The 26,038-nt window shown below is 68.9% G+C and carries 27 protein-coding genes and 1 pseudogene; 12 read left to right on the plus strand and 16 right to left on the minus strand.

Annotation, left to right across the window (positions count from 1 at the left end):
* Positions 1–74: 74 nt before the first annotated feature.
* Positions 75–704: a Pr6Pr family membrane protein gene (locus QUE33_RS10910; protein ID WP_286299942.1), complete on the plus strand. Its 630-nt coding sequence runs from the start codon at positions 75–77 to the stop codon at positions 702–704.
* Here the strand turns inward: QUE33_RS10910 and QUE33_RS10915 are convergent.
* Positions 628–2,010, minus strand: a complete 1,383-nt coding sequence (locus QUE33_RS10915) for a flavin monoamine oxidase family protein (RefSeq protein ID WP_286299944.1) — start codon at positions 2,008–2,010, stop codon at positions 628–630. The genes QUE33_RS10910 and QUE33_RS10915 overlap by 77 nt on opposite strands.
* A gap of 101 nt (positions 2,011–2,111) precedes the next feature.
* Complete coding sequence (locus QUE33_RS10920) at positions 2,112–2,900, minus strand: MerR family transcriptional regulator (RefSeq protein WP_286299946.1); 789 nt, start codon at positions 2,898–2,900, stop codon at positions 2,112–2,114.
* A gap of 238 nt (positions 2,901–3,138) precedes the next feature.
* Here QUE33_RS10920 and QUE33_RS10925 point away from each other — a divergent pair, with 238 nt between their 5' ends.
* A complete protein-coding gene (locus QUE33_RS10925; RefSeq protein ID WP_286299949.1) occupies positions 3,139–3,981 on the plus strand; it encodes a DUF4097 family beta strand repeat-containing protein in 843 nt (280 codons plus the stop codon).
* Positions 3,978–4,616 (plus strand): PadR family transcriptional regulator, encoded by a 639-nt coding sequence (locus QUE33_RS10930; protein WP_286299952.1) that lies wholly within the window; start codon positions 3,978–3,980, stop codon positions 4,614–4,616. The genes QUE33_RS10925 and QUE33_RS10930 overlap by 4 nt, the downstream gene beginning before the upstream one ends.
* A gap of 7 nt (positions 4,617–4,623) precedes the next feature.
* Here QUE33_RS10930 and QUE33_RS10935 read toward each other — a convergent pair whose 3' ends face one another.
* Positions 4,624–5,166, minus strand: coding sequence for a universal stress protein (locus tag QUE33_RS10935; RefSeq protein ID WP_286299954.1), 543 nt, complete (start codon positions 5,164–5,166; stop codon positions 4,624–4,626).
* Positions 5,167–5,319: 153 nt separating this feature from the next.
* On the opposite strand from QUE33_RS10935, the gene QUE33_RS10940 reads away from it, so the two are divergent.
* The 3 genes from QUE33_RS10940 to QUE33_RS10950 all read left to right on the plus strand — a co-directional run bounded on the left by QUE33_RS10940 (position 5,320) and on the right by QUE33_RS10950 (position 6,837).
* A complete protein-coding gene (locus QUE33_RS10940) occupies positions 5,320–5,508 on the plus strand; it encodes a DUF3073 domain-containing protein (protein ID WP_286299957.1) in 189 nt (62 codons plus the stop codon).
* 128 nt (positions 5,509–5,636) lie between these two features.
* Positions 5,637–6,476 (plus strand): MOSC domain-containing protein, encoded by an 840-nt coding sequence (locus QUE33_RS10945; protein ID WP_286299959.1) that lies wholly within the window; start codon positions 5,637–5,639, stop codon positions 6,474–6,476.
* Between the two features lie 160 nt (positions 6,477–6,636).
* On the plus strand, positions 6,637–6,837 hold the full coding sequence (locus QUE33_RS10950) for a hypothetical protein (RefSeq protein ID WP_286299960.1): 201 nt from the start codon (positions 6,637–6,639) through the stop codon (positions 6,835–6,837).
* A gap of 64 nt (positions 6,838–6,901) precedes the next feature.
* On the opposite strand, the gene QUE33_RS10955 is transcribed toward QUE33_RS10950, so the two are convergent.
* The 4 genes and pseudogenes from QUE33_RS10955 to purM all read right to left on the minus strand — a co-directional run bounded on the left by QUE33_RS10955 (position 6,902) and on the right by purM (position 11,974).
* Positions 6,902–8,056 (minus strand): ATP-binding protein, encoded by a 1,155-nt coding sequence (locus QUE33_RS10955; RefSeq protein WP_286299962.1) that lies wholly within the window; start codon positions 8,054–8,056, stop codon positions 6,902–6,904.
* A gap of 95 nt (positions 8,057–8,151) precedes the next feature.
* The gene (locus QUE33_RS10960) at positions 8,152–9,462 is read right to left on the minus strand and encodes an MFS transporter (RefSeq protein WP_286299963.1); all 1,311 of its coding nucleotides are present in this window, start codon (positions 9,460–9,462) and stop codon (positions 8,152–8,154) included.
* Positions 9,459–10,924, minus strand: a pseudogene (purF, locus tag QUE33_RS10965) (amidophosphoribosyltransferase). The gene QUE33_RS10960 and the pseudogene purF overlap by 4 nt, the downstream one beginning before the upstream one ends.
* A gap of 6 nt (positions 10,925–10,930) precedes the next feature.
* A complete protein-coding gene (purM, locus tag QUE33_RS10970; RefSeq protein WP_286299964.1) occupies positions 10,931–11,974 on the minus strand; it encodes a phosphoribosylformylglycinamidine cyclo-ligase in 1,044 nt (347 codons plus the stop codon).
* 312 nt (positions 11,975–12,286) lie between these two features.
* On the opposite strand from purM, the gene QUE33_RS10975 reads away from it, so the two are divergent.
* Both QUE33_RS10975 and QUE33_RS10980 read left to right on the plus strand, forming a co-directional pair.
* Entirely contained in the window at positions 12,287–12,580 is a 294-nt protein-coding gene (locus QUE33_RS10975) for a hypothetical protein (RefSeq protein WP_286299967.1), read from the plus strand.
* Between the two features lie 202 nt (positions 12,581–12,782).
* Positions 12,783–13,382: a zinc-binding alcohol dehydrogenase gene (locus QUE33_RS10980; RefSeq protein WP_286299970.1), complete on the plus strand. Its 600-nt coding sequence runs from the start codon at positions 12,783–12,785 to the stop codon at positions 13,380–13,382.
* Between the two features lie 17 nt (positions 13,383–13,399).
* Here QUE33_RS10980 and QUE33_RS10985 read toward each other — a convergent pair whose 3' ends face one another.
* Together QUE33_RS10985 and QUE33_RS10990 are read right to left on the minus strand one after the other, a co-directional pair.
* Positions 13,400–13,717 carry a potassium transporter Trk gene (locus QUE33_RS10985; RefSeq protein ID WP_286299972.1) on the minus strand — a complete coding sequence of 106 codons (318 nt, stop codon included), beginning with the start codon at positions 13,715–13,717 and terminating at the stop codon, positions 13,400–13,402.
* A 181-nt stretch (positions 13,718–13,898) separates the two neighbouring features.
* The gene (locus tag QUE33_RS10990; protein WP_286299974.1) at positions 13,899–14,255 is read right to left on the minus strand and encodes a sterol carrier family protein; all 357 of its coding nucleotides are present in this window, start codon (positions 14,253–14,255) and stop codon (positions 13,899–13,901) included.
* Between the two features lie 78 nt (positions 14,256–14,333).
* Here QUE33_RS10990 and QUE33_RS10995 point away from each other — a divergent pair, with 78 nt between their 5' ends.
* Together QUE33_RS10995 and purD are read left to right on the plus strand one after the other, a co-directional pair.
* Positions 14,334–15,029 (plus strand): NUDIX hydrolase, encoded by a 696-nt coding sequence (locus QUE33_RS10995; protein ID WP_286299977.1) that lies wholly within the window; start codon positions 14,334–14,336, stop codon positions 15,027–15,029.
* A 145-nt stretch (positions 15,030–15,174) separates the two neighbouring features.
* Entirely contained in the window at positions 15,175–16,452 is a 1,278-nt protein-coding gene (gene purD / locus QUE33_RS11000) for a phosphoribosylamine--glycine ligase (protein WP_286299980.1), read from the plus strand.
* An 86-nt stretch (positions 16,453–16,538) separates the two neighbouring features.
* On the opposite strand, the gene QUE33_RS11005 is transcribed toward purD, so the two are convergent.
* From QUE33_RS11005 to QUE33_RS11020, 4 genes are all read right to left on the minus strand, one after another.
* Complete coding sequence (locus QUE33_RS11005; protein ID WP_286299983.1) at positions 16,539–17,069, minus strand: GNAT family N-acetyltransferase; 531 nt, start codon at positions 17,067–17,069, stop codon at positions 16,539–16,541.
* A gap of 152 nt (positions 17,070–17,221) precedes the next feature.
* Complete coding sequence (locus QUE33_RS11010) at positions 17,222–18,760, minus strand: MFS transporter (protein WP_378761403.1); 1,539 nt, start codon at positions 18,758–18,760, stop codon at positions 17,222–17,224.
* Positions 18,757–19,416, minus strand: a complete 660-nt coding sequence (locus tag QUE33_RS11015) for a PadR family transcriptional regulator (protein ID WP_286299985.1) — start codon at positions 19,414–19,416, stop codon at positions 18,757–18,759. Before QUE33_RS11015 ends, QUE33_RS11010 begins: the two co-directional genes overlap by 4 nt.
* Before the next feature lie 113 nt (positions 19,417–19,529).
* Positions 19,530–21,209 (minus strand): alpha/beta fold hydrolase, encoded by a 1,680-nt coding sequence (locus QUE33_RS11020; protein WP_286299988.1) that lies wholly within the window; start codon positions 21,207–21,209, stop codon positions 19,530–19,532.
* A 97-nt stretch (positions 21,210–21,306) separates the two neighbouring features.
* Between QUE33_RS11020 and QUE33_RS11025 the strand changes: the two genes are divergently transcribed.
* Complete coding sequence (locus tag QUE33_RS11025; protein WP_286299991.1) at positions 21,307–22,215, plus strand: phosphoribosylaminoimidazolesuccinocarboxamide synthase; 909 nt, start codon at positions 21,307–21,309, stop codon at positions 22,213–22,215.
* 4 nt (positions 22,216–22,219) lie between these two features.
* On the opposite strand, the gene QUE33_RS11030 is transcribed toward QUE33_RS11025, so the two are convergent.
* Together QUE33_RS11030 and QUE33_RS11035 are read right to left on the minus strand one after the other, a co-directional pair.
* Positions 22,220–22,618, minus strand: a complete 399-nt coding sequence (locus QUE33_RS11030) for a type II toxin-antitoxin system VapC family toxin (RefSeq protein WP_286299994.1) — start codon at positions 22,616–22,618, stop codon at positions 22,220–22,222.
* The gene (locus tag QUE33_RS11035) at positions 22,615–22,878 is read right to left on the minus strand and encodes a type II toxin-antitoxin system VapB family antitoxin (protein WP_286299996.1); all 264 of its coding nucleotides are present in this window, start codon (positions 22,876–22,878) and stop codon (positions 22,615–22,617) included. Before QUE33_RS11035 ends, QUE33_RS11030 begins: the two co-directional genes overlap by 4 nt.
* 147 nt (positions 22,879–23,025) lie before the next feature.
* Here QUE33_RS11035 and QUE33_RS11040 point away from each other — a divergent pair, with 147 nt between their 5' ends.
* Positions 23,026–24,354 (plus strand): uracil-xanthine permease family protein, encoded by a 1,329-nt coding sequence (locus tag QUE33_RS11040; RefSeq protein ID WP_286299998.1) that lies wholly within the window; start codon positions 23,026–23,028, stop codon positions 24,352–24,354.
* 67 nt (positions 24,355–24,421) lie between these two features.
* Here QUE33_RS11040 and QUE33_RS11045 read toward each other — a convergent pair whose 3' ends face one another.
* Positions 24,422–26,035: a 5-oxoprolinase subunit B/C family protein gene (locus QUE33_RS11045; protein ID WP_286300000.1), complete on the minus strand. Its 1,614-nt coding sequence runs from the start codon at positions 26,033–26,035 to the stop codon at positions 24,422–24,424.
* Positions 26,036–26,038 lie beyond the last annotated feature (3 nt).

The raw sequence follows: 26,038 nt of genomic DNA on the forward strand, positions 1-26,038 counted from the left end.
GGATCTTCGGATGGCTCCGTCTGCTCACGGCGGCCGCGTGCCTCGTCGCGCTCACGCACCGGATGCTGTGGGGCATGGGATCTCAGACCCTGGCCAGCGACAACTTCTTCGCCTACCTGACGATCCAGTCGAACCTCGCCTTCGCGGTCGTGACGATCGTGGCGGGTGTCATGGCGCTGCGCCATCCTCGGGATCCCGTCTGGCTGACCTCACTGCGCGCCCTGGTGCTGAGCTGGACGGTCACGGCGGGGCTGGCGTTCTCGATCATCGTCTGGCAGGCGGGTGTGCGCGGCATCCCGATCACGGTTCCCTGGTCGGATGTCGTGCTGCACTACGTGCTTCCGGCGCTGTCTGTGGTCGCCTGGCTGATCGGTCCCGGCCGGCGGGCGGTGTCGTGGAGGGTGCTGCCTTTCGTGCTGCTCTACCCGCTGATCTGGGGAGTCTTCACGATCTGGCGGGGCCGGATCATCGGCTGGTATCCGTACTACTTCCTCGACCCGCGCCAGGTGTCCGGACTGCCGGAGATGGCGGTCTCGTGCCTGGCTGCGCTGTCGATCTTCGCCGTGGTCGGCTCGCTGCTGGTTCTGCTCAGCCGTGTGCGCGTCACACTCCCACCGTGGGGCGAGATCAGCTCTCGTCCGTCTGCTCCGGTGCGAAGACGGCGAGCGCCTGCCTGGCGGCGGCCCGTGCATCCCGGTCGTTGAGCCCTGAGAACTGCTCGGCGTCGGCACCGCCGACGATTCCGACCAGCACCGGCTCGCCGGTGGCGGGCATGAGGTTGATCCAGGTGCGGATGAGTCCGTCGCCTCCGACGACGTGCCAGATGGCCTGCTCGGCCTCCCAGAACGGCTCGTCGAACCGCATCCACACCGTCTCGATGAATCCGGATGCCAGGGCCGCGATCGCGCCGCGATGCGAGAACGGCAGCGCGGGGGCGAACTCGATGCCCTGCCGCTGCAGCACCCCCAGCGGTGCAGTGACGATCACCCGGTCGAACGAGAGCGCTTCGCCGGTGCCCAGCCGCAGGCTCACACCGCTGTCGTCGTAGGCGACGCGCACGACGGGTGAGGCCAGCGTGATCTCGAGGTCTTCGAGGTGCGTGTCGAAGAACGCGCCGAGATCCTCGGTCAGCCCGGTGAGAGCATCGGCGTGGAAGTCCGGCGGATACCAGCTCGAGGCCTTCGCCGGGTCGACGCCGGTCGTGGCGGACAGCCAGGCGAGCGCTGCGGTGAGCGCGGGGTCTTCCAGGTCGGCACCGTTCTGCTCGAGCGCCTCGGTGAGCGGGATGTCGGCGGGAAGCTCCTCGGCCTTCTCCACGGCCTGCACGATCGCGTCGCCGTCGACGGAGTCGGTCTCACCGTCCTTCGACCAGCCGGTCGCGGTGTCGAAGGTCAGCTGTTCCTCGCCCAGGGCGGTGAGCCGGTTGCCCAGCGCGGTGAGCTGCTCGTCCGGGATCAGCCAGGCGCCCAGCTGCGCGGGAATCGGCCATTCCTCCGCGCTCTGGCTGAGGATGCGTCCGCCCGAGCGCTCGCGCGCCTCGAAGATCGTCACGTCGTGATTGGCATCGGCCAGCAGTCGCGCCGCCACGACGCCGGCGGCACCGGCACCGATCACGGCGACCCGCTCCTGCCCGGATGCCGCATCGATCAGCGCGAGCGCGGCGGAATGGCCGGAGTCCACGGCGCCGAGCACGGTGCCAGGGTTGGTGGCATCCAGCGCTTCGCCCGCGAAGAACAGCCGTTCCTGGATGGGTTCGGTGAGCGTCTCACGCTGCTGCGGGTCGGATCCGGATGCCAGGTAGCTGACCGCGCCGAAGGAATACGGATCGGTCGACCAGGTGCTGCGCAGCCAGGCGGCGGGTGCGGGCACGCGCGACGGTGCCGTCGGCTTGGGCTTCGGCGTGCTGCTGCGTGTCGGCTTGGGCTTCGGCTCCGGCGTGCATGCGGCCAGGAGCACCGCGGCGGCACCGGTGCCGGCGCCGAGCAGCAGAGTGCGGCGAGTGATGCTCATCGTCCAGCCAGACTACCCGGGCCGGCTCTCCTCTCCGTTCGTGTAGCTCAAGTTGCTGCCTCCGACCGGTTTCCAGAGCAACTTGAGCTACACGAAACGGATTACAGGTTCGCTTCCGCGTAGACCCGCAGGGTGTCGCGGACGAACTCGGCGCCCGCGGTGCCTCCCGCAGCGGTGGCGTAGTTGGCGCCGAAGCGCGGGTCGGCGACGTACATCTCGCCGAGGCCGATCACGTAGCCCTTCACATTGCCGCCGGGAGCGGCGGCCGGGGTGCCAGGGATGCCGGTGAGCCAGTCGACGTGGCGCTGCGCGAGCGCCTGCGCCGCATCGGATGCCGGGTCGATGCCGCTCTCAGCGGCGGCGACCCAGTCGCGCCCGAGATCCGCGACGCGCCGCTGCCACGCGGCACGTTCGTCCTCGGTGAGGCCGCGCCACCAGCTGTCGCTGTCGGCGTAGGCCTTCGTTCCCCAGCGCTGCTCGACCTCCTCCTTGTACTGCGTGTGGTCGAAGCCGTCGAACATGTTCTCGGCCATGATGTCCTTCCTCTCTGTCAACGCGGTGATGGTCGATTCGACGGATGCGATCTGCCGGGCGATCCGCTGCTGCTCCTGGCGGAGCCAGCCGAGATGCGTCCGGAGAGCGGATGCCTCGGATGCTCCGGATGCTCCGCCCGATGCTGGATCCAGCACCTCGGCGATCTGCGGCAGGCCGAGCCCGAGCTCGCGCAGCAGCAGGATGCGCTGCAACCGCACGAGGGCGTCCTGGTCGTAGTGCCGGTAGCCGTTGCCCGCGATGCGCGAGGGCGTGAGCAGGCCGATGTCGTCGTAATGACGCAGCGTCCTGCTCGTGGTTCCCGCCAGTCGGGCGATCTCCTGGATCGACCAGTCCATGGCATCCGCTCCTCTCGAGGTTCCGTGGATACGACCACGATAGAAGTTGACGTAACGTCAATGTCAAGCCGTCCCCCTCCCGTTCGAATCGCTTGAATTGCTCCCGATGGGGCTGAAATGCAGCAATTTGCGCTACTTGAAACGAGGAGAGAGGAGGTGGGCGCCCACTCGAGATATATCGTGTTACGCTGTCAACACGCGATATATCTTGATGTCGCCCTACAGGAAGAGAACGACAATGACCGAGAAGTGGCTCATCGCCCCCGGCGAGGAACGCGTCATCGACATCGCCTCCGCGACCCGGCTCAAGGTCGGCCTCGTCGGCGGGCAGATCGACATCGTCTCCCATGACGAACCCGGCATCCGCATCGAGGTGCACGGCGTCACCACCAAGGAGCTGCGCGTCGAATCCGACGGCAGCCAGATCGAGATCGACCACCCGCAGATCGGCTGGGACAACTTCCTCGAGGTGTTCCGCAACTTCGGCGCCGGCGGCCCCAAGGCCGAGATCAGCGTCGCCGTGCCGCGCGAGATCGCCCTCACCCTGGGTGTGGTCAGCGCCGGCGCTCTCGTCTCCGGCATCCGCAACGACATCCGTCTGAACACCGTCTCCGGCGACATCATCGCCGACGGAGTCAGCGGCGACCTGACCGCCAATTCCGTCTCGGGCGATGTGCAGATCCGCGGACTGACCGGCTCGGTCGTCGCCAACAGCGTGTCCGGTGACGTCGCCGTGACCGGCACTCTGCGCAAGGCGACCATCGACACCGTCTCGGGCGCGATCCTCATCGACGCCATCGGCGACGCGAACACCGTGAACCTCAACACGGTCTCGGGTGGCGTGACCGTGCGTCTGGATGAGACCCTCCCCGCCAACTACGTGCTGCGCAGCATGAGCGGCAAGCTCACCGTCGACGGCGTGCAGCGCTCCAGCGGCGGGCCGAGCAACTACACCGGGCAGATGGGGGAGCTCGCCGGCAGCTTCGTCGACGTGCGCGCGAACACCGTCTCCGGCGGGATCACCGTGCTGCGCCGCGAGCGCACCGCCGTCGCCGACGACCCCGAGTGGGAGGAATCATGACCCCCGCCGTCTTCTCGCACGGCGACCTGCGGCTGTACCTGCTGTCGCTGCTGAATGAGGCGCCGCAGCACGGCTACGGCATCATCCAGGCGCTGACCGACCGCACCGGGGGCACCTACACGCCCAGCGCCGGCACGATCTACCCGCGGCTGGCGAAGCTCGAGGAGGAGGGCCTGGTCAGCAAGACCGTCGAAGGCCGCACCACGATCTACGCCATCACGGATGCCGGGCGCGCCGAGCTGGCGACGCGTGAGGACGACCTGGTCGGCATCGAGGAGGGGCTGGCCGACTCGGTGCGGCTGATCGCCAGCGAGGTCCGCCAGAGCGTGCAGGAGGCGATGCGCAGTCTGCGCGCCGACCTCGCCACCGCCGCTCAGGAGGAGCGCAAGTCCGCCAAGGCACGTGCGCGCTCCGAGGGGATGAGCGACGAACGGGCCTCCAGTCGCGAGGCTCTGCACCGGGCGGATGCCGTGGTCAACGCGTTCCGGGCCCAGGTGCGCACTGATCTGCGCACCCACGTCGCTCGCGGCGGCGTGCTCGAGGCGACGGTCGTGAGCGACCTGGAGCGCGCCCTCGACGACGCCGCCCATGCCGTGACCCGGGCCCTGGCCGCGTCAACTCCGTCAGACACGTAGCCCGGGGCTATTCGGTCCAGATGTCCTTCTGCTCGTCGGGCACCTCTTCGCCCTGCGGGATCACGAGCACGGGGCGATGCTGCCGGTGCGCCAGCCGCGCGGCGACGGAACCCGTGAAGAACTCGCGGATCGATTCGCCCAGCCCGCGCTTGCGGGTGCCGACGACGATCAGCTGCGCATCGATCTTGTTCGCCAGCTGCTTGATCGCCAGCGCCGGGTCGCCGACCAGCTGGCGGGCGGTCCAGACGATGCCCTCCTTCTCCAGGCTCGCCGTCGCCATCTTCTGCACCTCTTCGAACTCGGCCGCACCGGCGTCGATGTTCAGATCGATGGGTGCGGAGTGCACGTAGCCGTCCGGGTCCTCGTAGGTGACGAAGCGCGTGACGTCGACGTGCACGACGACCAGGGGTGCCCCGAGCAGCTTGGCGTAGCGGAGCGCCTCGGAGAGCACATGGGCGGGCTGACCGGGTTGCAGCCCGACGATGACCGCCCCCTGCAGGGCCGCGTTCTGGGCGGCCTCATCGGGTTCCGCAGGCGTGGAATCTGACATGTCTGATCCTTCCGCTGAAGGGCCGTCGCGCGGCCGGATGCTCTGGCGTGCGTGCTATCCTGAATGCTACTCTTACCGGCCTCAAGCCGGTGCCGTGAATATCATCGGGCGTCGCACAGCCCGCTGCTGAACTCGTAAAAGGGGGTCTCGCGCATGGGCCGTGGCCGTCAGAAGGCGAAGCACACCAAGATTGCTCGCGAACTCAAGTCGTACAGTCCGAATGTGAACTTCTCCGCTCTGGAGAGTGAACTCGGGCATCCGTCGTCGGACGACGACCAGTACGTCGACAAGTGGGCCGATCAGTACGAGGACGAAGACGAGGACGAGCTCGAGCGAGCCTGACCCTCTCCTTCGCACGACAGACACCCTGGCGACCAGCATCCGCTGTGTCGACCAGGGTTTCGTCGTTCCCCCATCCGTCGCCGACGCCCCGGGAGCGCTGGGGGCAGAAGCGGTGACAGAATAGCCGGATGCCCCGCGTCGCCGCCCTGTACCGCTATCCGATCAAGGGTTTCACACCCGAGCGGCACGACGAGCTGACCGTGCAGCCCGACGGGCGCATCGCGGGTGACCGCGTGCTGGCTTTCCGGTTCGCGGATGCTGCAGAACCGGAGCAGCGCGACGGTCTGGACTACTGGCCGAAGTCGAAGGGCCTGGCACTGGAGTCGTTTCCGACGCTGGCCGCGCTGCGTGTCGCGTACGACCACGACGCGAAGCGCGTGCGCATCACGCACGACGACTCGCTGCTCGTCGACGTGGTGCTGGATGCCGAGGGCCGCACCGAACTGACCGATATCGTCACCGCGTTCGTGATGGACTCCCCTGAGTGGAAGCTGCTGCAGCGCGAGGGCCGTCTGCCGCTGGTGCTGGTCGGCGACGGTGAGCGCTCCAGGTTTCAGGACCGACCGCGCGGGTTCGTGACGGTGCACAGCGAGGCGAGCGTCGAGGCGGTGAACGCCGCCCTCCCGAACAAGGCGCCCGGCCTGGTGCTGGATGACCGCCGGTTCCGTTCGAACGTCGTGATCGACGGGGCGGATGCCTGGGATGAGCTGTCCTGGAGCGGCAAGGTGCGCATCGGCGACCTCCGCTTCACAGCCGAGGGCCCGATCGTGCGGTGCCTGGCCACGCATGCGAACCCCGACACCGGCATCCGGGATGCCAGGGTGCTGACCACCCTCACCCGCGAGATCGGCCTGTCCGAGCCGTCGCTCGGAAGGCTCCTGCTGTTGCAGGGCGTGAGCGGGGCCGTGGGCGACGAGAGCGGCGCCGATGGAGTGATCCGCGTCGGCGACGAGGTCAGCGTGGGCTGATCTACAGCTCGTTCACCGCGCGAAGCTTCGCGATGAATGCGGGCATGCGACGGAGGCACAGAAGTCAGCGTCACTCTGCTACGGATCGGCGTCGTTGGCGTCCGCCTCGACCGAAGTTAGTCAGCCGCCGACGGATGGAATCATCGGGCAACTGCCTGAGATGACGCAGAGAATCGCCAACGCCGAGGCCCAGTGCGGCGTCGCCTGGCAGATCGGCGCGTTCACCCCCGAGGGCTCCTCGGACGACACGAACCTCCCAGTACCGAACCTCTTCACCTGCCTGCTCCGCGACGGTCGCCTCGGAGTCTTCCCCGTCACGGACGGCATCGACTGCGCGGGGCTCGGCCTCAAAGCGCCCTGACACATGCAATGAGTGCGTCAGGAGTATCTCAAACGTTCTCGATGTAGATCACCCAGAGTCCGGCTCAGAGCTGGTCGACGCTCCCGACATGGAGCAGATCATTCATGGGCAGAACCGTCGCTCGCGGGTGCAAGTCATAACGACGGCTTCCCGGGTACAGGATCCAGAGATGCCGCAACTGCAGGCCTGAGTCCTCCAGCGCTGCGGTCATCGACGACGTCAGTCGCGGTGCATCCGCTCGCTTTATCTCGAATCCGATGCGCTCGCCGAAACGCTCAAGCACCAGATCCACCTCCGCGCCGTTGCTGGTCCGCCAGAAATATGGCTCCGCATGTTCTGCCCTTCTGAGGACCTCATCGATCACCAGCGACTCCCAGGATGCCCCCACCCCGGGATGCCGCAGCAGGGCATCTTCGGAGGCCACACCCCACAGGGCGTGAACGATGCCCGTGTCCCGGAGGAAGATCTTCGGCGTACGCACCAGACGCTTCCCCGCATTGGCCAGCCAGGGTCTGAGCGTGCGCACCAACAGGGCGTCGTTCAGTCCGTCCACGTACCTGCGCGCCGTCGACTCTCCGATACCGAGCGCCCGTGCCGTCGATGCGGCGTTCCACAGATTGGCCTGGTGGTGAGCGAGTTGGGTCAGAAACCGCTCGATGCTCGCGGCGGGGAGCGCCAGCCCGAATTCGCGGAGGTCGCGGCTGGCCAGTGTGCGGATGTACGATCGCCGCCAGCGCATCGAGTCCTTGTCCGTCGAGGCGAGCGTGGACCTCGGGAATCCTCCGCGGATCCAGACCCGCCCGATGTCGTCGTCGACGTCCGCCGCGCCGAGGCCGGGCAGCTCCATCACCTCTACACGGCCCGCGAGGGATTCGGCAGACTGACGAAGAGCGTCAGGAGAAGCGCTGCCGAGAACCAGAAACGTCGCTGGCGCGTCGGCCCGATCTGCGAGCACGCGAAGCACGGGGAACAGATCGGGATGCCGCTGAACCTCATCGATGACGACCGTGCCACGCAGCGGCTGCAATGCGAGCATCGGCTCACTCAGACGCGCGAGATCGATCGGATCCTCAAGATCGAAGTAGTTCATCGTCCCAGGACGGACGATCGAGCGTGCCAGCGTCGTCTTGCCGACTTGGCGCGCTCCGACGAGAAGCACGACTGGCGAGCGCCGCAGTGCTTCGCTGAGTTCCCGCTCCACTTCTTCTCGTGCGATCATGCATCCAAGTTACCATGTAATACCCCCAGCAGCTGGTGGAATTACATGCCTCTTGAAGGGTCGGTCAGGTACGCGCGTTCACTGCGCAAGCATCCTCACCACGCGCCGTGCCGGGTCTCCCACTCGTCTTCGACCGTGCGGCGGCGGCCGGCGATCATGCCGGCCGGGATGCTCGCGATCAGCACCGCCCCGACCACGATCAACGGCACTGTCCAGCCGCGCGTCGCATCGTGCAGCAGGCCGATCAGGATCGGGAACACCGCCGCAAGCAGGTAGCCCACGCTCTGCACGAAGCTCGACAGCAGCACCGCGCTCTCGGTCGTGCGGGAACGGATGCTGATCAGCACCAGCGCGAGCGGGAACAGCAGCCCCACCAGGCCGAACAGCACCGTCCACAGCCACAGCAGGCCCGGAACCGGCGCGAGCAGCAGCCCCAGGATGCCGATCGCCCCGCCGATCGCACCGAACAGGAACAGCGGCCGGGTGGCGTGGAAGCGCACCACCAGCACGGGGATCAGCAGCGACGAGGGCAGGCCGATGAACGCGAACAGCGACAGCAGGAAGCCCGCCGTCCCGGCGTCGACGCCGGCGATGTCGATCATGATCACCGGAAGCCACGCGAACGACACGTAGGCCATGATCGACGACGTGCCGAAGGTGATCGACAGCGCCCACACCAGCGGGATGCGGGCGAGGCGGGCGAACAGCCGGCGGCTGCTCGGCGAGGTCGCGATCGGCCCGGTGACAGAGAAGGCGGAGTCATCGGATGCTGGCACTCCGCCCGGTTCAGGCACCGGAGGAGACGAGGTCGTCGATTCCGTGGTGGCGCGCTGCGTCATCAGCACCCCGAGCCACGGGATGATCCCAGCGAACGCGAACACCGCCCACATCGCCAGCGAGAAGCGCCAGCCCGCGGCATCCGCCACCGGCACCGCGACCAGCGGCGGCACGAACGTCGAGAACGCCATCGCCGTCGTGTACAGCGTCATCATCAGCCCGATGCGGTCGGGGAAGTACTTCTTCACCAGCGGTGGCATCAGGATGTTGCCCATTCCGACGCCCGCGAAGATCACGGCGGTCGCCAGCACCAGGCCCACCGATTCCGCGACCAGGCCTCGCAGGATCAGTCCGGCCGCGATCGCGACCAGCGCGATCACCGTTAGCCACTCGATTCCGAGGCGGCGCTCCAGCGGGGGCGTCAGCAGGCCGAACACGGCGAAGCACACCGGCGGCAGGGTGCCGATCAGGCCGAGCACGGCCGACGAGAGCGGGAAGTCCGATGCGATGTGGTCGACGACCGGCGACAGGGATGCCACCGCCGAGCGCAGCGAGAACGCGCACAGCAGGATGCCGAGCACCGCGAGCGCGCGCCCCTGCCAGAGCGGTCGTGCGCCCGAGGTCGTCACGACGTCTGCGACTTCTCGACCCAGTCGAGGTATTCGGGTGACACGGTGCCGGTGACGTAGCGGCCGTCGAAGCAGCTCATGTCGAGGTCGGTCAGCTCGGTGCCCTCGGTGATCGCGGCCTTCAGATCCTCGACCTCCTGGTACACGATCCGGTCGCAGCCCAGTTCCTCGGCGATCTCGGGGATCGTGCGCCCGTGTGCGATCAGCTCGGCACGCGAGGGCATGTTGATGCCGTACACGTGCGGGTGTCGCACCGGCGGCGCCGCCGACGCGAAGATGACCGAGGTCGCCCCGGCATCCCGCGCCATCTGGATGATCTGCTTGCTGGTCGTGCCCCGCACAATCGAATCGTCGATCAGCAGCACGTTCTTGCCCTGGAACTCCGTCGACATGGCGTTCAGCTTCTGCCGCACGCTCTTCTTGCGCACCGCCTGCCCCGGCATGATGAACGTGCGCCCGACATAACGGTTCTTGTAGAAGCCCTCGCGGTACTCCTTGCCGAGCTTGCGCGCCACCTCCATCGCCGAGGGGCGGGAGGAGTCGGGGATCGGCATGACCACGTCGATCTCGTCCAGCGGGACGTGCTTGGCGATCGTGTCGGCCAGCCGGTCGCCCATGCGCAGCCGCGACTCGTACACCGAGACACCGTTCATGATCGAGTCGGGGCGGGCAAGATACACGTACTCGAACGCGCACGGGGTCAGCTGCGTGGTCTCGGCGCACTGCCGGGTGAACAGCTCGCCGTCGTTGGTAATGAACACGGCCTCGCCGGGCTCGACCTCGCGCACGATCTCGTAGTCGGCGTTCTCCAGCACGAGCGACTCGCTGGTGACCACCCACTCGTCGCCCTCCCCGGGGTCGCCGATGCACGCCGGCCGAGGATGAGAGGACGGATGCCGAAGGGGTCGCGGAAGGCGAGCAGACCGTACCCGGCGATGATCGCGACCACTGCGTAGGCGCCCTCGATGCGCTTGTGCGTGCGGGTGACCGCCTCGAAGATGCGCTCCGGGTCAAGGTCCACGGTGGAGGTGGTGGTCTGCAACTCGTTGGCGAGCACGTTCAGCAGCAGCTCGGTGTCGCTGGACGAGTTCAGGTGCCGGCGGTCGCGCTGTGCCATCTCGGCGGTCAGCTCACGCGTGTTGGTGAGGTTGCCGTTGTGGATGAGCACGATGCCGTAGGGCGCGTTCACGTAGAACGGCTGCATCTCCTCCTCGTTCGAGGCGGTGCCTTTGGTGGCGTAGCGCACGTGCCCCAAGCCGATGTTGCCCAGCAGCGAGCGCATGTCGCGGGTGCGGAACGCCTCGCGCACCATGCCCTCGGCCTTGGCCATGTGCATCACGCCGTTCGGCTCGGCTGTGGCGATGCCGGTGGCATCCTGCCCGCGGTGCTGCAGCAGCAGCAGCGCGTCGTAGATGTCCTGATTGACCGGGCCGTTGCCGACCATTCCGACGATGCCGCACATGGGGTGCTACTTCGTTCCCTTCGCATAGGCGCCGACCAGGCGCACGGCTCCACCATCAACGCCCTTGGCGCCCTCTTCGAACTCGCCAGCCGGACGTGCGCCGGTGCCGACCGTCGCGACCTGCCACGCGGAGATCCCCTGTGCCCGGATCGCGGCGATCGCAGCATCCTTCTGCGCGTCGGCGACGACGGCGAGGAAGCCGATGCCGAGGTTCCAGGTGCCCTCGGTGTCGACGATCTCTGTGCCGGCGATGTCGGCCAGCACCTGGAAGACCGGGCTCGGCGACCAGGTGGAGCGGTCGACCTCGGCCCAGCTGCCCTGCGGCAGCACGCGGGCGAGGTTGGCGGCGATGCCGCCGCCGGTGACGTGACTGAGGGAGTGGACGGCCCCCGCGGGCAGCTCGTCGATGAGCGTCAGCAGCGGTGTCGTGTACAGGCGGGTCGGCTCGAGCAGCGCCTCACCCCAGGTGGTGCCGAGGTCGGCGGCGTTGTCGCCGTAGCCGATGCCGGCGTTCGCGACGATGTGCCGCACGAGGGAGTACCCGTTGGAGTGCAGACCGCTGGATGCCAGTGCGATCACCGCATCGCCGTCCTGCACCCGGTCGGCGCCGAGCACGGCATCCGCTTCGACGACTCCGGTGGCGGCGCCGGCGACGTCGTAGTCGCGCGGGCCGAGGAGGCCGGGGTGCTCGGCGGTCTCGCCGCCGACCAGTGCCGTGCCGGTCGCCGAGCACGCCTCGGCGATGCCGCGCACGATGTCGGCGATGCGCTCGGGCACGACCTTGCCGCAGGCGATGTAGTCGGTCATGAACAGCGGCTTGGCGCCCACCACGACGATGTCGTCGACGACCATGCCGACCAGGTCCTGCCCGATCGTGTCGTGCTTGTCGATGGCCTGCGCGATCGCGACCTTCGTGCCCACGCCGTCGGTGCTGCTGGCCAGCAGCGGACGGGTGTAGCCGAGCAGCGCGCTGGCATCGAACATGCCGGCGAATCCGCCGACTCCGCCGAGTACCTCGGGCCCGTGCGTCGCACGCACCGAGGCCTTCATGAGTTCGACGGCGAGGTCACCGGCCGCGGTGTCGACACCGGCCTGAGCGTAGGGATTGGTGGGGAGGCTGCCACCCTGACAGCCTACCGGCCCGCAGGCGGCGCGCAGGCACCTGAGACGGGGGACCGATGCCGCAGTGCCGGGCGCGCCGAAGCGATGCGTGCTACAGTGAGTGGTTGCGCAGGTTTCGCCGATTCTCACACGGCGCAGCGCACACCCGGCTGGAGCATTGAAGCCGGTCCGCACCGACGCGGGCCCGTCCCCGGCCATTGCAGAGGCAGCATCGTGCCGCCCGCACACGAGTCAAGAATCATGAGCAGTACAGAAACTTCCGCGCGCTTCGACGCGCCCCCGACGACCTCCCCGACCGCTCCCCTGGCCTGGCGCCAGGCCGATGCCGACGTGTTCGTCGCCACGAACGACGGCGAGTTCGCCGGCTTCGTCGCCGTCGAGCAGAACGCGCACGTCGTCCACGACAGCCTCAGCCGCCGCATCGGCAGCTACTCGACCCTCGCCGCCGCCCGTCAGGCGCTGGTGGATGCCACACGTCCGCCGTCCCAGCGCCGCGAGCGGCTGCGCCGCCGCATCCTCGCCCGCCGTCGCTGAGCGTTCCGCGCGCACCCCGGCATCCGTCCGCGCGCACCCCGGCATCCGTCCGCGCGCACCCCGCGCGTCCCCCGCGCGCGTCCCGGCATCCGTTCAGGGGTCGCGAATGGTCGCATCCCACGTCGTGAGGCGACCATTTGCGACTCGCGAACGGATGCGGAGCTCTGGCGCGAACGCGCGGCGGACACCTTACGATGGGGCCATGGTCGACAAGCCGCAGTGGCTGATCCGCGAAGACGCCGGCACCTCGGTGCTGGTGGCGCTCGCGTTGCGTCAGCTGCTCGGCATCCGTGCTCCTGAGGATCTGCCCACGCTGCGCGGCCTGGATGCACGTCGCCCGGATGCTGCGGATGCCGATGATGCGCTCGAGGAGCAGTGGCGAGAGTACTGGAACATGACCGTCGAGCCGCGGGCGCACCGCTCCGAGGTGCCGCTCGATCTGATCGACGGATTCGACACGCTCGTCGCGCTGCCGACCACCGGCGCGGAGGAGCTGCGTGACGCAATCGTGCCGCACGCGGCATCCGTGCTCCGCTATGCGCAGGACGCGCATAACCGCTACGTCGACTCGGTCAGCTCATCGGGCGGGGCCTACCGCGCGTACGCGAGCGCGATCGCCGAGTTCGAGCGCGAGATGGGACGCCGCGCGCACTCGTTCGAGCTGAACGTGCAGGTGCTGCCGTTCAGCCAGCGCGGCATCTGGTGGATCGGTGCGCTCAGCGTGGCCGTCACCGACGGGCTGCGGCGCGACGTCGTCGCGTTCGACACCGCCATGCGCCCGGTGATCGCCGAACTCGCCTGAGCTCAGCCGACCGCTTCTCAGTCGTCGGCTTCGGTGATCCGCTCGTGCTCCACGCGCACCACGCGGGAGTGCCTGCGGGCCGTGCGCTCCAGAATCAGCGCGACGACACCGCCCAGGGCGATGCCGATCGGCACGGTCCACAGCAGTGCGAAGCCGAACACCTGTCCGGGCGGATAGACGACGTCGACCACAGCGGATTTCTCGTAGCTGCCCACGGCAGTGAGGATGCCCGCGAGGATGACGCCGAGCACGGCGCCGAGCCCCAGGAACACGCCGAAGCGGGGGACCGGGCGCACCCGGGCCTCGATCGTCTGGGGTTCTGCGTTGCGGGGCATGCCTCTATTGTCCCACGGCCAGCGCGCACCGCTCCCGCGTTCGAGACTTCTGTTCTGGCACGAGACTTCTGTTCTGGCACGAGACTTCTGTTCTGGCACGAGACTGCACTGCAGTGCAGAAGTCTCACGCTGGAAGGGAAGTCTCACGCTGGAGAGGAAGTCTCACGCTGGAAGGGAAGCGTCAGGGGCGCAGCGGGAGCAGGGGCGACAGGTCGGCGCGGGTGCCGGATGCCGAGACGCGGCCGGCGGCCATGGCATCCGTCCATGACTGAGCGCCCGTGGCCAGCGCGATCCAGGTCGCGGCATCCATCTCCACCACGTTCGGAGGCGTGCCGCGGGTGTGCCGCGGCCCCTGCACGACCTGCACCGCACCGAACGGAGGCACGCGCACCTCGACACTGTTGCCGGGAGCCTTCTCGTCCAGCAGCTGCAGCAGGTAGCGCACGGCAGTAGCGGTGGCCGGACGCGCGGCGCCCCCGGCGGCGACTGCGGCGAGCGCTGCACGTCCGTCGGCGGTCTCGATCCTGCGGCTGGGCATGATTCCAGGCTATGCCGTCTGCGCTGCGCCCACCCACGTCGCCCCGGTGAGCCCCGCCCGGGGCTAGGGTCGAAGAAGATGACGGACACAGCTCAGAACTCCCCCACCGGCAGCACCCTGCTCGGCGCGCGCGCGCTGCTGTCCGCCGCCGCCCGTGCCGAGGACTGGGTGCCGACCTTCCCGATGTCCGCGGACGCACCGCATCCGGCATCCGTGCTCATCCTGTTCGGCCGACTCGACAGCATCCCGGCGCGCACCGACGAGACGACGGTCGCCGCCGACCTCGACGTGTTGCTGCAGCGCCGGGCCGCCACCCTGTCGTCGCATCCGGGGCAGGTGTCCTTCCCCGGCGGCGGCAGGGAGCAGGGCGATGCCGATGCCGTCGCCACCGCGCTGCGCGAGGCGCAGGAGGAGACCGGGCTCGAGCCGACGGGAGTGGACGTTCTCGCCGAGCTGCCCGAGATCCCGCTCGCGGTGAGCAACTTCCTGGTGACGCCGGTGCTGGGCTGGTGGCGCCGGCCCTCGCGTGTAGCTGCCGTGGATCACGCCGAGACCGTGGAGGTGTTCCGGATGCCGGTGGCGCAACTGCTCGATCCGGCGAACCGCTACACGTCGGTTCTCGAGCGGGACGGCATGACCTACCGCGCCCCGGCCTTCGAGGTCGACAGCACCGTGGTGTGGGGGTTCACCGCCGGCATCCTCAACGCCCTCTTCGACGCCACCGGCTGGGCGCTGCCCTGGGACCCGTCCATCGAGCGTCCTGTCACCGTCTGACATGTCATCGGTGCGCCCATCGCGCACCGACAGGCTCCAGGTCGCGATGGATGCCGCCGCGCGGAGCGAGGAGCGACATCCATTGCGACCTGGGCGCCGTCACGCGGCGGTGACCGGAACGGCCCCCGCCGGTAGGCTTGCGGACATGAAGATCCTGGTTCTCGGCTCCGGTGCGCGCGAGCACGCGATCATCCTCTCTCTGCGCTCGGAGGATGCCGAGCACGAGCTCTTCGCGGCGCCCGGCAATGCCGGAATCGCGCAGGATGCCACGATCGTCGACCTCGACCCGCTCGACGGCTCCGCGATCGCCGGCTTCGCGAATGAGCGCGGCATCGACCTGGTCGTCATCGGGCCCGAGGCTCCGCTGGTCGCGGGCGTCGCCGATGCGCTGCGCGAGCGCGGCGTGCCGGTGTTCGGACCGGGGAAGGCCGCCGCACAGTTGGAGGGCTCGAAGGCGTTCGCCAAGCGGATCATGGATGCCGCCGGCGTGCCCACCGGGCGGGCGGTGCGCGCAGCATCCGTCGCCGAGGTCGCGGCCGCCTTCGACGACTTCGGCGCCCCCCACGTCGTCAAGGCCGACGGACTCGCCGCCGGCAAGGGCGTGATCGTCACCACCGACCGCGACGAGGCGCTCGCGCACGCCGAACAGTACCTGCCCGCCGGCCCCGTGCTGGTCGAGGAGTTCCTGACCGGGCCCGAGGTCTCGCTGTTCTTCCTCAGCGACGGCGACACCGTGCGCGCGCTCAGCCCGGCACAGGACTTCAAACGCGCCCTCGACGGCGACGGCGGGCCCAACACCGGCGGCATGGGCGCCTACTCGCCCCTCCCCTGGCTCGCCGAGCAGTTCGGCAGCGTGGACGGCTTCGTCGCCGAAGTGACCGACACCGTCGCGCTGCCCGTGATCCGGCAGCTGGATGCCGAGGGCACCCCGTTCATCGGTCTGCTCTACGCGGGCCTGATCCTCACCCCCGGCGGCGTGCGCGTGATCGAGTTCAACGCGCGCTTCGGCGACCCCGAGACCCAGGTGGTGCTGCCGCGGTTGCGCACCCCGCTGTCACGGCTGCTGCTGTCGGCAGCATCCGGGCACCTCGAGGACGAGCCGCAGCCCGAGTTCTCGGACGAGGTCGCGATCACGGTCGTGCTGGCCAGCGAGGGGTACCCCGAGTCACCGCAGACGGGTCGCATGATCGAGGGGCTCGCCGAGGCGGCATCCGTCGACGGCGTCTCGATCGTGCATGCGGCGACCGGAGCGCCGGATGCACCCGGTGGTGCGCTGGTCGCCACCGGCGGCCGGGTGCTGAACGTCGTCGCCACCGGTTCGGACTTCGCGGATGCCAGGGAGCGCGCGTACGAGGCCATCGGCCGCATCCGCTTGGACGGCGCGCACTACCGCCACGACATCGCCGCGCGCGTCGCGGAGTAGCGGCGCTTGGGCTGCACCTTCCTGCAACCGCCGCATCGAAAAGTGGCGCGGATGCAGAAGATTGCAGCGGATGCCGGTCGGCACGCCTACAGGGTGATCCAGTACTGACGGACCCGCGGATGCCCGGCATCCGGCGCCTCGATGGTGTCGTGCAGCACGCCGCCCGCGCCCTCGATGGTGCGGTATGAGCCGGCGTTGTCATCGTCGCAGGTGAGCATGACGCGGTCGTAGCCCTCGGAGCGTGCCCGCTCGAGCACCAGGTTCAGGGCTGTGCGGGCGATGCCCTCGCGCCGGCGCGATGGACGCACGGAGTAGCCGATGTGTCCGCCGTAGCTGCGCAGCCAGTCGTTGAGCTCGCGGCGGAAGGCGATGAAGCCGACGACGTGGTCGGCATCGGTGATCCAGAAGTAGTCGCAGGCGACATGTCCTTCGGGCAGCGCCGCGTCGCGGTCCGCGTAGAGCGCGGCCTTCGCGACGAGCTCCTCGCACGCTGCGCGGTCGGGAACGGTCCCGAGTTCGAGGCCAGCGCCGTCGATGTGCGCGCCATCGAACTCGGCGACGGTCGCAGCCCAGGAGTCGTAGAGGTCAGCGGAGGGCGTGGCGAGTTCGATCGGCATCCGTCCATCCCATCACACGGAAGCGCGCCACTTTGTCGCATCTGCGCCATCGATCGATGGCGCAGATGCCAGAAAGTGCAGCGGTTGCCGGCGGGCGGACGCCGGGGCGGACGGATGCCGGCGGGCGGATGCCGGCGGTAGCCGCCCGCGCGTCAGCGCAGCTCGTCGGCGCTCTTGCCCTGGTAGCGGCCGATGAACACGGATGCGATGAGCGCGACGGCCATCACGCCGACCGGCAGCAGCATCGCCTGCGCCATGCCTGCCGAGAAGCCCTCGGCGATGAAGTCGGGCATCGCCCCTCCGCCGCCGAATCCGGTGGGTGCGTCGTCCAGGCCGGGCAGGTTCGCCTCCAGGCGCGCCTGCATGAACGCCGCGATGGCGGCTGAGCCGACGACCGAGCCGATCGTGCGCGTGGTGTTGTAGATGCCGGCTCCGGCGCCGGCCTGGCGCGGCGGCAGGTTGCGGGTGGCCTCGGTGGCCAGCGGCCCCCACATGCCGGCGTTGCCGATTCCGAGTAGCGCCGAGGGCAGCAGGAACATCCAGGTCGGGGTGTCCATGTTCATCAGCGAGGCGTTCCACAGCACGCCGCCGGCCACGCACAGCAGGCCGGGCACCAGCACGAAGCGCGGGTCGACGCGGTCGAGCAGAGCGCCGGCGAACGGGGCGAGCACGCCCGAGATGACCGCCATCGGGATCATCAGCAGTGCGGATTCGGTGGGGGTGAGCCCGCGCGCCAGCTGCAGGAAGAACATGAACGGCAGCGACATGCTGGTGACGGTGAACCCCACCGCGGCGATGCCGAGGTTGGATGCCGAGAAGTTGCGGTCGCGGAACAGGCCGAGCGGCACCAGGGCCTCGCTCTTGGTCTTCCACTGCTGCAGGACGAACACGATCAGCAGCGCGATGCCGACGCCGATCATCCCCCACACCGAGATGGGTCCGGCGATCGTGCCCCAGTCGTACTTCTCGCCCTCCTGCAGTCCGAAGACGATCAGGAACAGCGCGACCGCGCTGAGCACGACGCCCAGGTAGTCGAAGCGGTGCGGATGCGTCCTGAGCCTCGGCACGTAGATCGCGGCCAGCACGAAGCCGATGATGCCGACGGGCACGTTGATGTAGAAGATCCACTCCCAGCCGAGGCCGTCCACGAGCAGTCCGCCGAGCAGCGGGCCGACGAGGGTGGCAACGCCGGCGGTCGCGCCCCACAGCCCCATCGCGGCACCGCGCCGCTCGGGCGGGAACGTGCGGGTGATGACCGCCATGGTCTGCGGGGTCATGAACGCCGCGCCCAGCCCCTGCACGGCACGGGCGACGACCAGGCCGACCAGGGTCGTCGACAGGCCGCACCAGAGTGAGGCGCCGGTGAAGACGACCAACCCGATCAGGTAGATGTTCTTCGGACCGAAGCGATCGCCGAGGCGGCCGGTGATCAGCAGCGGCACGGCATAGGTGAGCAGGTAGGCGCTGGTGACCCACACGACGTTGTCGAGGTTGTTGGTGTCGGGGTCGAGTGCCGCCTTGATGGCGGGGTTGGCGACCGAGACGATCGTGGTGTCGACCAGGATCATGAAGAACCCGATCACCAGCGCCCACAGGCCCGGCCACGGGCTGCGCGGCTTGTGGCCGTGCGCGTACGTTCCCGTCGACGGCCCGCTGGTCGCGGATGCCGTAGGTGAAAGGGAGTCTGTCATCGGCGTGCTGCCTTTCGCTGTGCGGCGCTGGCCGCGGGTGATGTCTGTGAGGAGGCGGATGCCGAGGACTCGGATGCCGCAGGTCGTGCGTCTCCGACCCAGGCGAAGCCCGGGTCGGCCAGGCGGTCGAGCAGCCCATCGGTCCAGGCGAGCTCGGCGCTGAGCAGTGCGGCGTGGCGATCCGATTCGATGAGGAACTGCGGCGGCACGTGGGCCGCCGCAGCCGCGTCGAGCTTCGCGCGCAGCTGCTCGTGCTCGGTCTTGAGCGCCTCACGCCGGGCACCCAGCAACTCGATGACCTCGCCACGGGGCAGGTTGTGCGCCTCGGCGAGCGCAACACGGAACTCCGCTGTGCGATCGGGATTCATCAGGCCGCCGCGCACCCAGGTCGCGAGCACCTCTCGCGACCCCGCCCCCAATGCGTAGGTGGTCCGCTCGGGCCTGTTTCCCTCGCGGTCGACCCCCACCTCGACGATCAGGCCGTCCCGCTCGAGCCGGGAGACCGTGTGGTAGAACGTGCCGTTGCTGACCCGCACGATGCGGTCTTCCCGGCGCTGGCGCAGCAGGCGCATCATCTCGTAGGGATGCATGTCGCCCTCGGTGAGCAGCGCGAGCACCATGGCGCCCAGAGGCGTCAGCCGCACGTCATCCGCCATATACCCCACCTCGATTAGTCCATATGGACTATATCATCGACGTCGAGACCCAAGACCGGCCGCACAGTCGGGCGCGGACCGTCTTCCGCACCGTCCCCCACTCCGTCCGCAGCTCAGTCCAGGCTCGCCGCCCAGGCGAAGAGGTCGTCGATCAGCGGTGATCCTGCAGCCACGACTCCCATGTGGGAACGCCCCTCGTACTCGCGCACTTCGACGTCGCGACCCGCCTCGTTCAGGGATGCCGCCAGCGCGCGCTGCATCGAGATCGGGATCACCTCGTCATCGACGCCCTGTCCGAGGAAGAGCGGAGCAGGAACGATCCCGTCCGCGATGTTCCGCCCCAGCCTTTCGGCAATCGGTCCCGATTCCAGATCCAGCGCGAACAACGGGGCATCGTGGGCCACAGCAGAGGCGGAGAGGACCGACGCGAGCATCGTGGAGTCGACCGCACAGCGCGATGCCATCGCGTCGACGATCGCCGTCCCGGCAGGGTGCACCACCGCCGAGAACTCGATGTCGGGATACTCGTCCGCATAGGGAACCAGCATGTACGGGGTCGCCACAGACGAGATGGCACTGCCGGCGGAGACGACCGTCCGCGCCTCGGTGAGGGGGTCAGCCGCGGCCGAGAGCGCCGCGACTCCTCTGACGTGCAGCTCAGGGGCATACGACTCGGCGATCTGCCCTGCCCACAGCGCGGCGTGCCCGCCCTGCGAGTGGCCCCACAGCAGCACCTCGCTCGATGCCCGCGCATCTTCGATGTGCACCACCGCCCTGGCAGCATCCAGTGCCGCTCGTCCTTCGCCCTCTCCGATCAGATAGGGATAACGGCCCGATGTTCCCTGCCCGGGATAGTCGGTCGCGACCACCACCCAGCCGTTCGCGATCGCCCGTCCGATCCCCGGGATCGCCTCCTCTGACAGCGCATTGTCGAGCAGGCTGGGCGCGCACTCCTGCGCGACCCCTGTGGTGCCGTGCTCCCAGGCCAGGACGGTGCGCGATCCGTCCTCAGCGTCCGTCAGGGGATACTCGACGACGGCACTGACCAGCGCCGGATGCCCATCACTGTAGGTGGACGAGTACAGGATCCGCAGGGCTGCAGCGCCCACCGGAACCTCCCCGTCGTAGGGTTCGGTGCGCACGACCGTTCCCGGAACAGAGGGGATGTCACCGGAGAACTCGTAGAAGTCATCGGCTCGATGCGTCGGGGCGAGAACGGCGAAGGATGCTGCGGTGAGCCCGACCGCGACGACCGCGGCGGTGACGGCACCGATCACCCGCACGACGCCGACCCAGCTGCGTCGCCAGCGCGCACCGGCGACGCGCGCCCGGCGGAACGCCCGCACGATCGCCAGGATGCCGAGGCAGATCAGTCCGAGCGCTGTGAGGAAGCCGGCTGCCACAGCCGTGAGGTCCTGCCACATCCAGCAGGAGACCCCCACCGCGACACAGGCGAGTGCTCCCAGCGATCTGCTCCACGCGCGGGCCGCGCCGCCCGAGAGACGATGCAGCAGCAACGGCGGCACCCCACCCAGCACCACGGCGATGGCGACCACGAACGGGATCACCCGCGCGACACCGGCGAAGAGCACCGCGAGCACCACGGAGGCGATCACACCGGTGGCGGCGACCAGCACCACGCGAGGACCCGCTGCCCGACGACGCAGGCGGAGCGCGATGACCGCCGCGGCGAGCGCGGGAAGTGCTGTGACCAGGATCAGCAGCACGAGCAGGCTCGTCAACGGCCGCGGCAGCAGCATCCCACCGGCCAGGATCAGGACGATACCGATCACCGACCGCAGGATGGCGCCTCTGCCCGTCGTGCTCTCCGTCGTCGTCATCTGCCCTCCCGGTTGTTCAGCCTAGAGCGAGGCGGCGAGCCCTTCGACAATGTCGTGTGCCGTGACCGGATGGCGAGCGCGCGATAATGGTCACGTGAGCGAAGCACTGAGCATCCCCGGCTGGCGGCACCTCTACTCGGGCAAGGTCCGCGACCTGTATGCCTCGGAGGATCCCGCCGACACGCGCATCCTCGTCGTGGCATCCGACCGGGTGAGCGCCTTCGACTTCGTGCTCTCCCCCGGCATCCCGCAAAAGGGCGAGCTGCTCACCACTCTGAGCACGTGGTGGTTCGACAGGCTCGACGACGTGCCGAACCACATCGTCGAGGGCGATATCCCGGATGCCGTGGCCGGCCGCGCCATGCTCGCGATGGCTCTGGAGATGCTGCCGGTCGAATGCGTGGTGCGCGGCTACATCACCGGATCCGGCTGGGCGGAGTACGTCGAGGGCGGCACGGTGTGCGGCATTCCGCTGCCCGCCGGTCTGAAGAACGGCGACCGTCTGCCGCAGCCGCTGTTCACCCCGGCCTACAAGGCGCCGATGGGCGAGCACGACGAGAACATCTCCTTCGAGAAGGTCGTCGAGCTGGTCGGTGCCGAGCGCGCCGCGCAGCTGCGCGACACTTCGCTGTCCCTCTACGCGCGGGCGGCTGCGATTGCCGAGGAGAAGGGGCTGATCCTCGCCGACACGAAGTTCGAGTTCGGAACGGATGCCGATGGCACCCTGCGCGTGGCGGACGAGGTGCTCACCAGCGACTCGTCGCGGTACTGGGACGCGTCGACCTGGGAGTCCGGCTCGACGCCCGAAGAGCGGATGGCGAGCTTCGACAAGCAGATCGTGCGGGACTGGCTGGCGGCGCACTGGGACAAGCAGGGCGAGCCGCCGGCGCTGCCCGAGGAGGTCGTCGCGAAGACCGCCGACCGCTATCGCGAGCTGATCGACCGTCTCACGGCCTGATCCCTCAGATCTCCGATGCCACGACTCGCACGTCGGTGTGCACGAAATCGTCGCCCTTGAACAGCAGCGGCTCATCGCGCGCGATCGCGAGCGCGTAGCTGAAGCAGTCACCGTAGTTGAGCTTGGCCGGATGCCCGGAGCCTCGACCGTAGCGACGGTGAGCGTCGACCGCTATGCGAGCCTGACGCTCGTCTACGGGCGCGATGGTCGCACCGATACCGCTCAGGAGTTCGTCCAGCTTCGCAACCATCTGATCACCCGCCCGTCCGCGGAGCACGATCGATGTCTCCGTCAGGGTCGCCGCCGAAACGACGACAGTTTTCGCATTCAGCTTGGTCGCCAATCCAGGGCCTTCGGTTTCGTCAAGCAGCACCGCGACGAAGACGGATGAATCGACGATCATCGCGGCAGCCCCCTGTCGTCGTACATCTCGTCCATGATCTCCGCGGTGGACTTCGCTGTGCGTGGGATCAGCCGCGCACTCGCCACGATCCGATCAATCGCGGCACGACGTCGCGCGATCTCCGCCTCACGAGTGCCGTTCACCTCCTCGAGCCGCCGACGCACGGCATCCTCGATCGCACTCGTCATGGACTGGCCGGTCTGCGCGGCGAGCTGACGAACGAGATCGTGCACTCTCTCGTTCTTGATGTTCAGGCTCATGCTCACATTCTACCCTCCTGGCATCCTTTCTACCCTCGGCATCCGACACCGGCATCCGGCACCGCACCTCCCGCCGGCGAGACCGGGACGATAGTGTTTCCTCGGCTGGGCACACCCGGCCGCCATTCCGACTCCCGAGGAGCCCCCATGCCGCTGTGGAACATCCACGGCAACGGTCGCACTGTCGCGCCCGGCGCCGTCGTCCGCCCCGAAGAACGCCTGAACTGGCCCGCCACGATCGCGATCGGCGTGCAGCATGTCATCGCCATGTTCGGCGCGACGTTCCTGGTGCCGATCCTCACCGGTTTCCCGGTGCCGACCACCCTGCTGTTCAGCGGTGTGGGAACGATCCTGTTCCTGCTGGTCACCCGCAACAAGCTGCCCAGCTACCTGGGCTCGTCATTCGCGTTCATCGCACCCGTGACGGCGGCCACGGCCTCCGCCGGCATGGGTTCCGCTCTCGCCGGCATCGTCGCCGTCGGCGTGCTGCTGGCGATCATCGGTGTGGTCGTGCACACGGCCGGTGTGAAGTGGGTCGACCGCTTCCTGCCGCCGGTGCTCGCGGGAACCATCGTCGCGCTGATCGGGTTCAACCTGGCCGGCGCCGCCCGTGGCAACTACGAGCTGGCCCCCATCACCGCGACCTTCACGCTCGCGGTCACGATCCTGTTCGCCGTCGTGTTCCGCGGATTCCTGGGCCGCATCTCGATCTTCCTCGGCGTGATCGCCGGCTACATCTTCGCGGCGTTCCGCGGCGAGCTGGACTTCAGCAAGGTCGACGAGGCCGCATGGATCGGCCTGCCGACCTTCCATCTGCCCGACTTCGCCACCCCGGGCACCTGGTCGGCGATGGCGATGTTCCTGCCCGTCGTGCTGGTGCTCATCGCCGAGAACGTCGGGCACGTGCGCGGCGTCGCCACCATGGTCGAGGACCCGAAGATCAACGCGCAGACCGGAAAGGCGCTCATCGCCGACGGCATCTCGACGACGCTCGCCGGCTTCTTCGGCGGCTCGGGAACCACCACGTACGGCGAGAACATCGGCGTGATGGCCTCCACCCGGGTCTACTCCACGGCCGCGTACTGGGTCGCCGGCATCACCGCCATCCTGCTGAGCATGTCGCCGAAGTTCGGCGAGGTCATCAACTCGGTGCCCGCGGGTGTGCTGGGTGGCGTCACCACGGCGCTGTACGGTCTGATCGGCGTCATCGGCATCAAGATCTGGGTCGACAACAAGGTGGACTTCTCGCGCCCCGTGAACCAGTACACGGCCGCCGTCGCACTGATCGTCGCTGTCGGCGGATTCCAGATCAAGAACGGCGACTCGGGCTTCGAGCTCGGCGGCATCGTGCTCGCCACGGTCGCCGCGATCCTCATCTACCACCTCGGCAACCTCATCGCCCGCGTGCGCCGCACCGGTGCCGACGACCCCAAGCCGCTCGCCGGCGTGGGCGCCCCCGGCGGCGACCCCGCCTGACCGACGACACGGGCCCGGATGCTGTGGACACGGCATCCGGGCTCTCGGCGATGCGTGCAGCTGCTGTTCAGCCGACGTCGCCGCTGCGGCCGACGATGCGGAAGCGGAGGCGGATCCCCGGGGGCAGCTGGCCGGCCAGATCGAGGCAGCGGTCGGTGAGTGCACCGACGATCGGGTACCCGCCGGTGAGCGGGTGATCGGGCAGGAACAACACCGGCTGCCCGTCCGGCGGCACCTGGATCGCCCCCGTCACGGCGCCCTCGCTGGGCAGCTCGTCCGTGACGGCTCGCTCCAGCGGCACGTCGCCGTGCAGGCGGATGCCGACCCGATCCGACCGCGGAGTGACCGACCACTCCTGCCCGGTGAGGGTCTGCAGAGCGGATGCCGTGAACCACTCGTCGCGCGGGCCGAGCGTGATGTCGAGCTCGACGAGATCACCCGATGTGGGCAGCGCGCGCGGACGCGGGTACGGATCCACAGCGTAGGGGGCGTGGATCCCGACCTCGAGCACGTCACCGGCGACGAGCGGCGCCGGACCGAGTCCGGAGAGGGTATCGGTGGAGCGACTGCCGAGCTCTTCGAGGGCCCGGATGCCTCCGCGTACCGCGATCACGTAGCGCAGGCCGTGGGTGGGAGCGGCGAGATGCAGTTCGTCGCCGGCGAAGGTTGCGAACGGTGCGCCCATCGGCACTGGCCGCTCGATTCCGTCGAAGTCGACGATGGTCGCCTCGCCGGTGGCTCCGGTGATCGCGGCGACGCCGTTGCCGGTGAAGCCGAGGCCGACGCCGCCGACGCACTCCAGCACCGCGGCATCCGGAGCGTTGCCGACAGCGCGGTTGCCGTCGCGCAGGGCGGTGCGGTCCGCGACTCCGGATGCTGCGACACCGAGCTCGGCGCGACCTGGGCGTCCGAGATCCTGCACGAGCAGCTGCAGCGCGGGGCGGGTGATCTCGATCATGGCAGCATCCGGGTGCCCGGCGCGTTCCACCCCGGCGGCCGACACGCCAGATGTCGGACGTTCCGCGGCATTCCGTCCGACATCTGGCGTGTCGGCCCCCGATTCGTATCGGCTCCGCCCGGCCCTCACGAACCGCACGACAGCACCGGGCACGAGCAGCGCCGGAGGATCGCGGTCGATGTCCCACATCACGGCATCCGTGCGCCCGATCAGCTGCCACCCGCCGGGGCTCTCCCGCGGGTACACGCCGGTGAAGCGCCCGGCCAGCCCCACCGATCCTGCCGGCACGCGAGTGCGCGGTGAGGATCGACGAGGCACGTCGAAGAGCGGATCCGACGACACCGCATACCCGAATCCGGGGGCGAACCCCGAGAACGCGACCCGCCAATCCGCGGCGAGATGCCGGTTCACGAGCTCCTCGGGCGAGACCCCCAGCAGGGCTGCGACCTCATCGAGGTCCTCGCCGTCGTAGCGCACGGGGATCGTCACCTCGGCGGTGTGCGGCGCGTGCGCGGCATCCGTCCGTGTCGCCTTGAGTGTGGATGCCAGCTTCTCGGCCGAGATCCGCAGCGGATCGAAGTGCACCAGCACGGTGCGCGCACCGGGCACGCGCTCGACGACGCCGGGCAGCCCCTCCCACGCGAGATTCAGGCGCATCGCCTCGTCGAGGTCGGCGGCCTCGACCAGCAGCGCCCGATCGGATGCGGTGAGGATGCGCATCATGCT

It is taken from the genome of Microbacterium suwonense (genome assembly GCF_030296555.1).
GTDB classification, from domain to species: domain Bacteria; phylum Actinomycetota; class Actinomycetes; order Actinomycetales; family Microbacteriaceae; genus Microbacterium; species Microbacterium suwonense.

What these genes read in the sequence shown, in the direction of transcription:
- QUE33_RS10910 (WP_286299942.1), top strand. Translation starts at nt 75, where the DNA reads ATGGGATCTCAGACCCTGGCCAGCGACAACTTCTTCGCCTACCTGACG.
- QUE33_RS10915 (WP_286299944.1), bottom strand. Translation starts at nt 2,010, where the DNA reads ATGAGCATCACTCGCCGCACTCTGCTGCTCGGCGCCGGCACCGGTGCC.
- QUE33_RS10920 (WP_286299946.1), bottom strand. Translation starts at nt 2,900, where the DNA reads ATGGACTGGTCGATCCAGGAGATCGCCCGACTGGCGGGAACCACGAGC.
- QUE33_RS10925 (WP_286299949.1), top strand. Translation starts at nt 3,139, where the DNA reads ATGACCGAGAAGTGGCTCATCGCCCCCGGCGAGGAACGCGTCATCGAC.
- QUE33_RS10930 (WP_286299952.1), top strand. Translation starts at nt 3,978, where the DNA reads ATGACCCCCGCCGTCTTCTCGCACGGCGACCTGCGGCTGTACCTGCTG.
- QUE33_RS10935 (WP_286299954.1), bottom strand. Translation starts at nt 5,166, where the DNA reads ATGTCAGATTCCACGCCTGCGGAACCCGATGAGGCCGCCCAGAACGCG.
- QUE33_RS10940 (WP_286299957.1), top strand. Translation starts at nt 5,320, where the DNA reads ATGGGCCGTGGCCGTCAGAAGGCGAAGCACACCAAGATTGCTCGCGAA.
- QUE33_RS10945 (WP_286299959.1), top strand. Translation starts at nt 5,637, where the DNA reads ATGCCCCGCGTCGCCGCCCTGTACCGCTATCCGATCAAGGGTTTCACA.
- QUE33_RS10950 (WP_286299960.1), top strand. Translation starts at nt 6,637, where the DNA reads ATGACGCAGAGAATCGCCAACGCCGAGGCCCAGTGCGGCGTCGCCTGG.
- QUE33_RS10955 (WP_286299962.1), bottom strand. Translation starts at nt 8,056, where the DNA reads ATGATCGCACGAGAAGAAGTGGAGCGGGAACTCAGCGAAGCACTGCGG.
- purM (WP_286299964.1), bottom strand. Translation starts at nt 11,974, where the DNA reads ATGAAGGCCTCGGTGCGTGCGACGCACGGGCCCGAGGTACTCGGCGGA.
- QUE33_RS10975 (WP_286299967.1), top strand. Translation starts at nt 12,287, where the DNA reads ATGAGCAGTACAGAAACTTCCGCGCGCTTCGACGCGCCCCCGACGACC.
- QUE33_RS10980 (WP_286299970.1), top strand. Translation starts at nt 12,783, where the DNA reads ATGGTCGACAAGCCGCAGTGGCTGATCCGCGAAGACGCCGGCACCTCG.
- QUE33_RS10985 (WP_286299972.1), bottom strand. Translation starts at nt 13,717, where the DNA reads ATGCCCCGCAACGCAGAACCCCAGACGATCGAGGCCCGGGTGCGCCCG.
- QUE33_RS10990 (WP_286299974.1), bottom strand. Translation starts at nt 14,255, where the DNA reads ATGCCCAGCCGCAGGATCGAGACCGCCGACGGACGTGCAGCGCTCGCC.
- QUE33_RS10995 (WP_286299977.1), top strand. Translation starts at nt 14,334, where the DNA reads ATGACGGACACAGCTCAGAACTCCCCCACCGGCAGCACCCTGCTCGGC.
- purD (WP_286299980.1), top strand. Translation starts at nt 15,175, where the DNA reads ATGAAGATCCTGGTTCTCGGCTCCGGTGCGCGCGAGCACGCGATCATC.
- QUE33_RS11005 (WP_286299983.1), bottom strand. Translation starts at nt 17,069, where the DNA reads ATGCCGATCGAACTCGCCACGCCCTCCGCTGACCTCTACGACTCCTGG.
- QUE33_RS11010 (WP_378761403.1), bottom strand. Translation starts at nt 18,760, where the DNA reads ATGACAGACTCCCTTTCACCTACGGCATCCGCGACCAGCGGGCCGTCG.
- QUE33_RS11015 (WP_286299985.1), bottom strand. Translation starts at nt 19,416, where the DNA reads ATGGCGGATGACGTGCGGCTGACGCCTCTGGGCGCCATGGTGCTCGCG.
- QUE33_RS11025 (WP_286299991.1), top strand. Translation starts at nt 21,307, where the DNA reads ATGTCGTGTGCCGTGACCGGATGGCGAGCGCGCGATAATGGTCACGTG.
- QUE33_RS11030 (WP_286299994.1), bottom strand. Translation starts at nt 22,618, where the DNA reads ATGATCGTCGATTCATCCGTCTTCGTCGCGGTGCTGCTTGACGAAACC.
- QUE33_RS11035 (WP_286299996.1), bottom strand. Translation starts at nt 22,878, where the DNA reads ATGAGCCTGAACATCAAGAACGAGAGAGTGCACGATCTCGTTCGTCAG.
- QUE33_RS11040 (WP_286299998.1), top strand. Translation starts at nt 23,026, where the DNA reads ATGCCGCTGTGGAACATCCACGGCAACGGTCGCACTGTCGCGCCCGGC.
- QUE33_RS11045 (WP_286300000.1), bottom strand. Translation starts at nt 26,035, where the DNA reads ATGATGCGCATCCTCACCGCATCCGATCGGGCGCTGCTGGTCGAGGCC.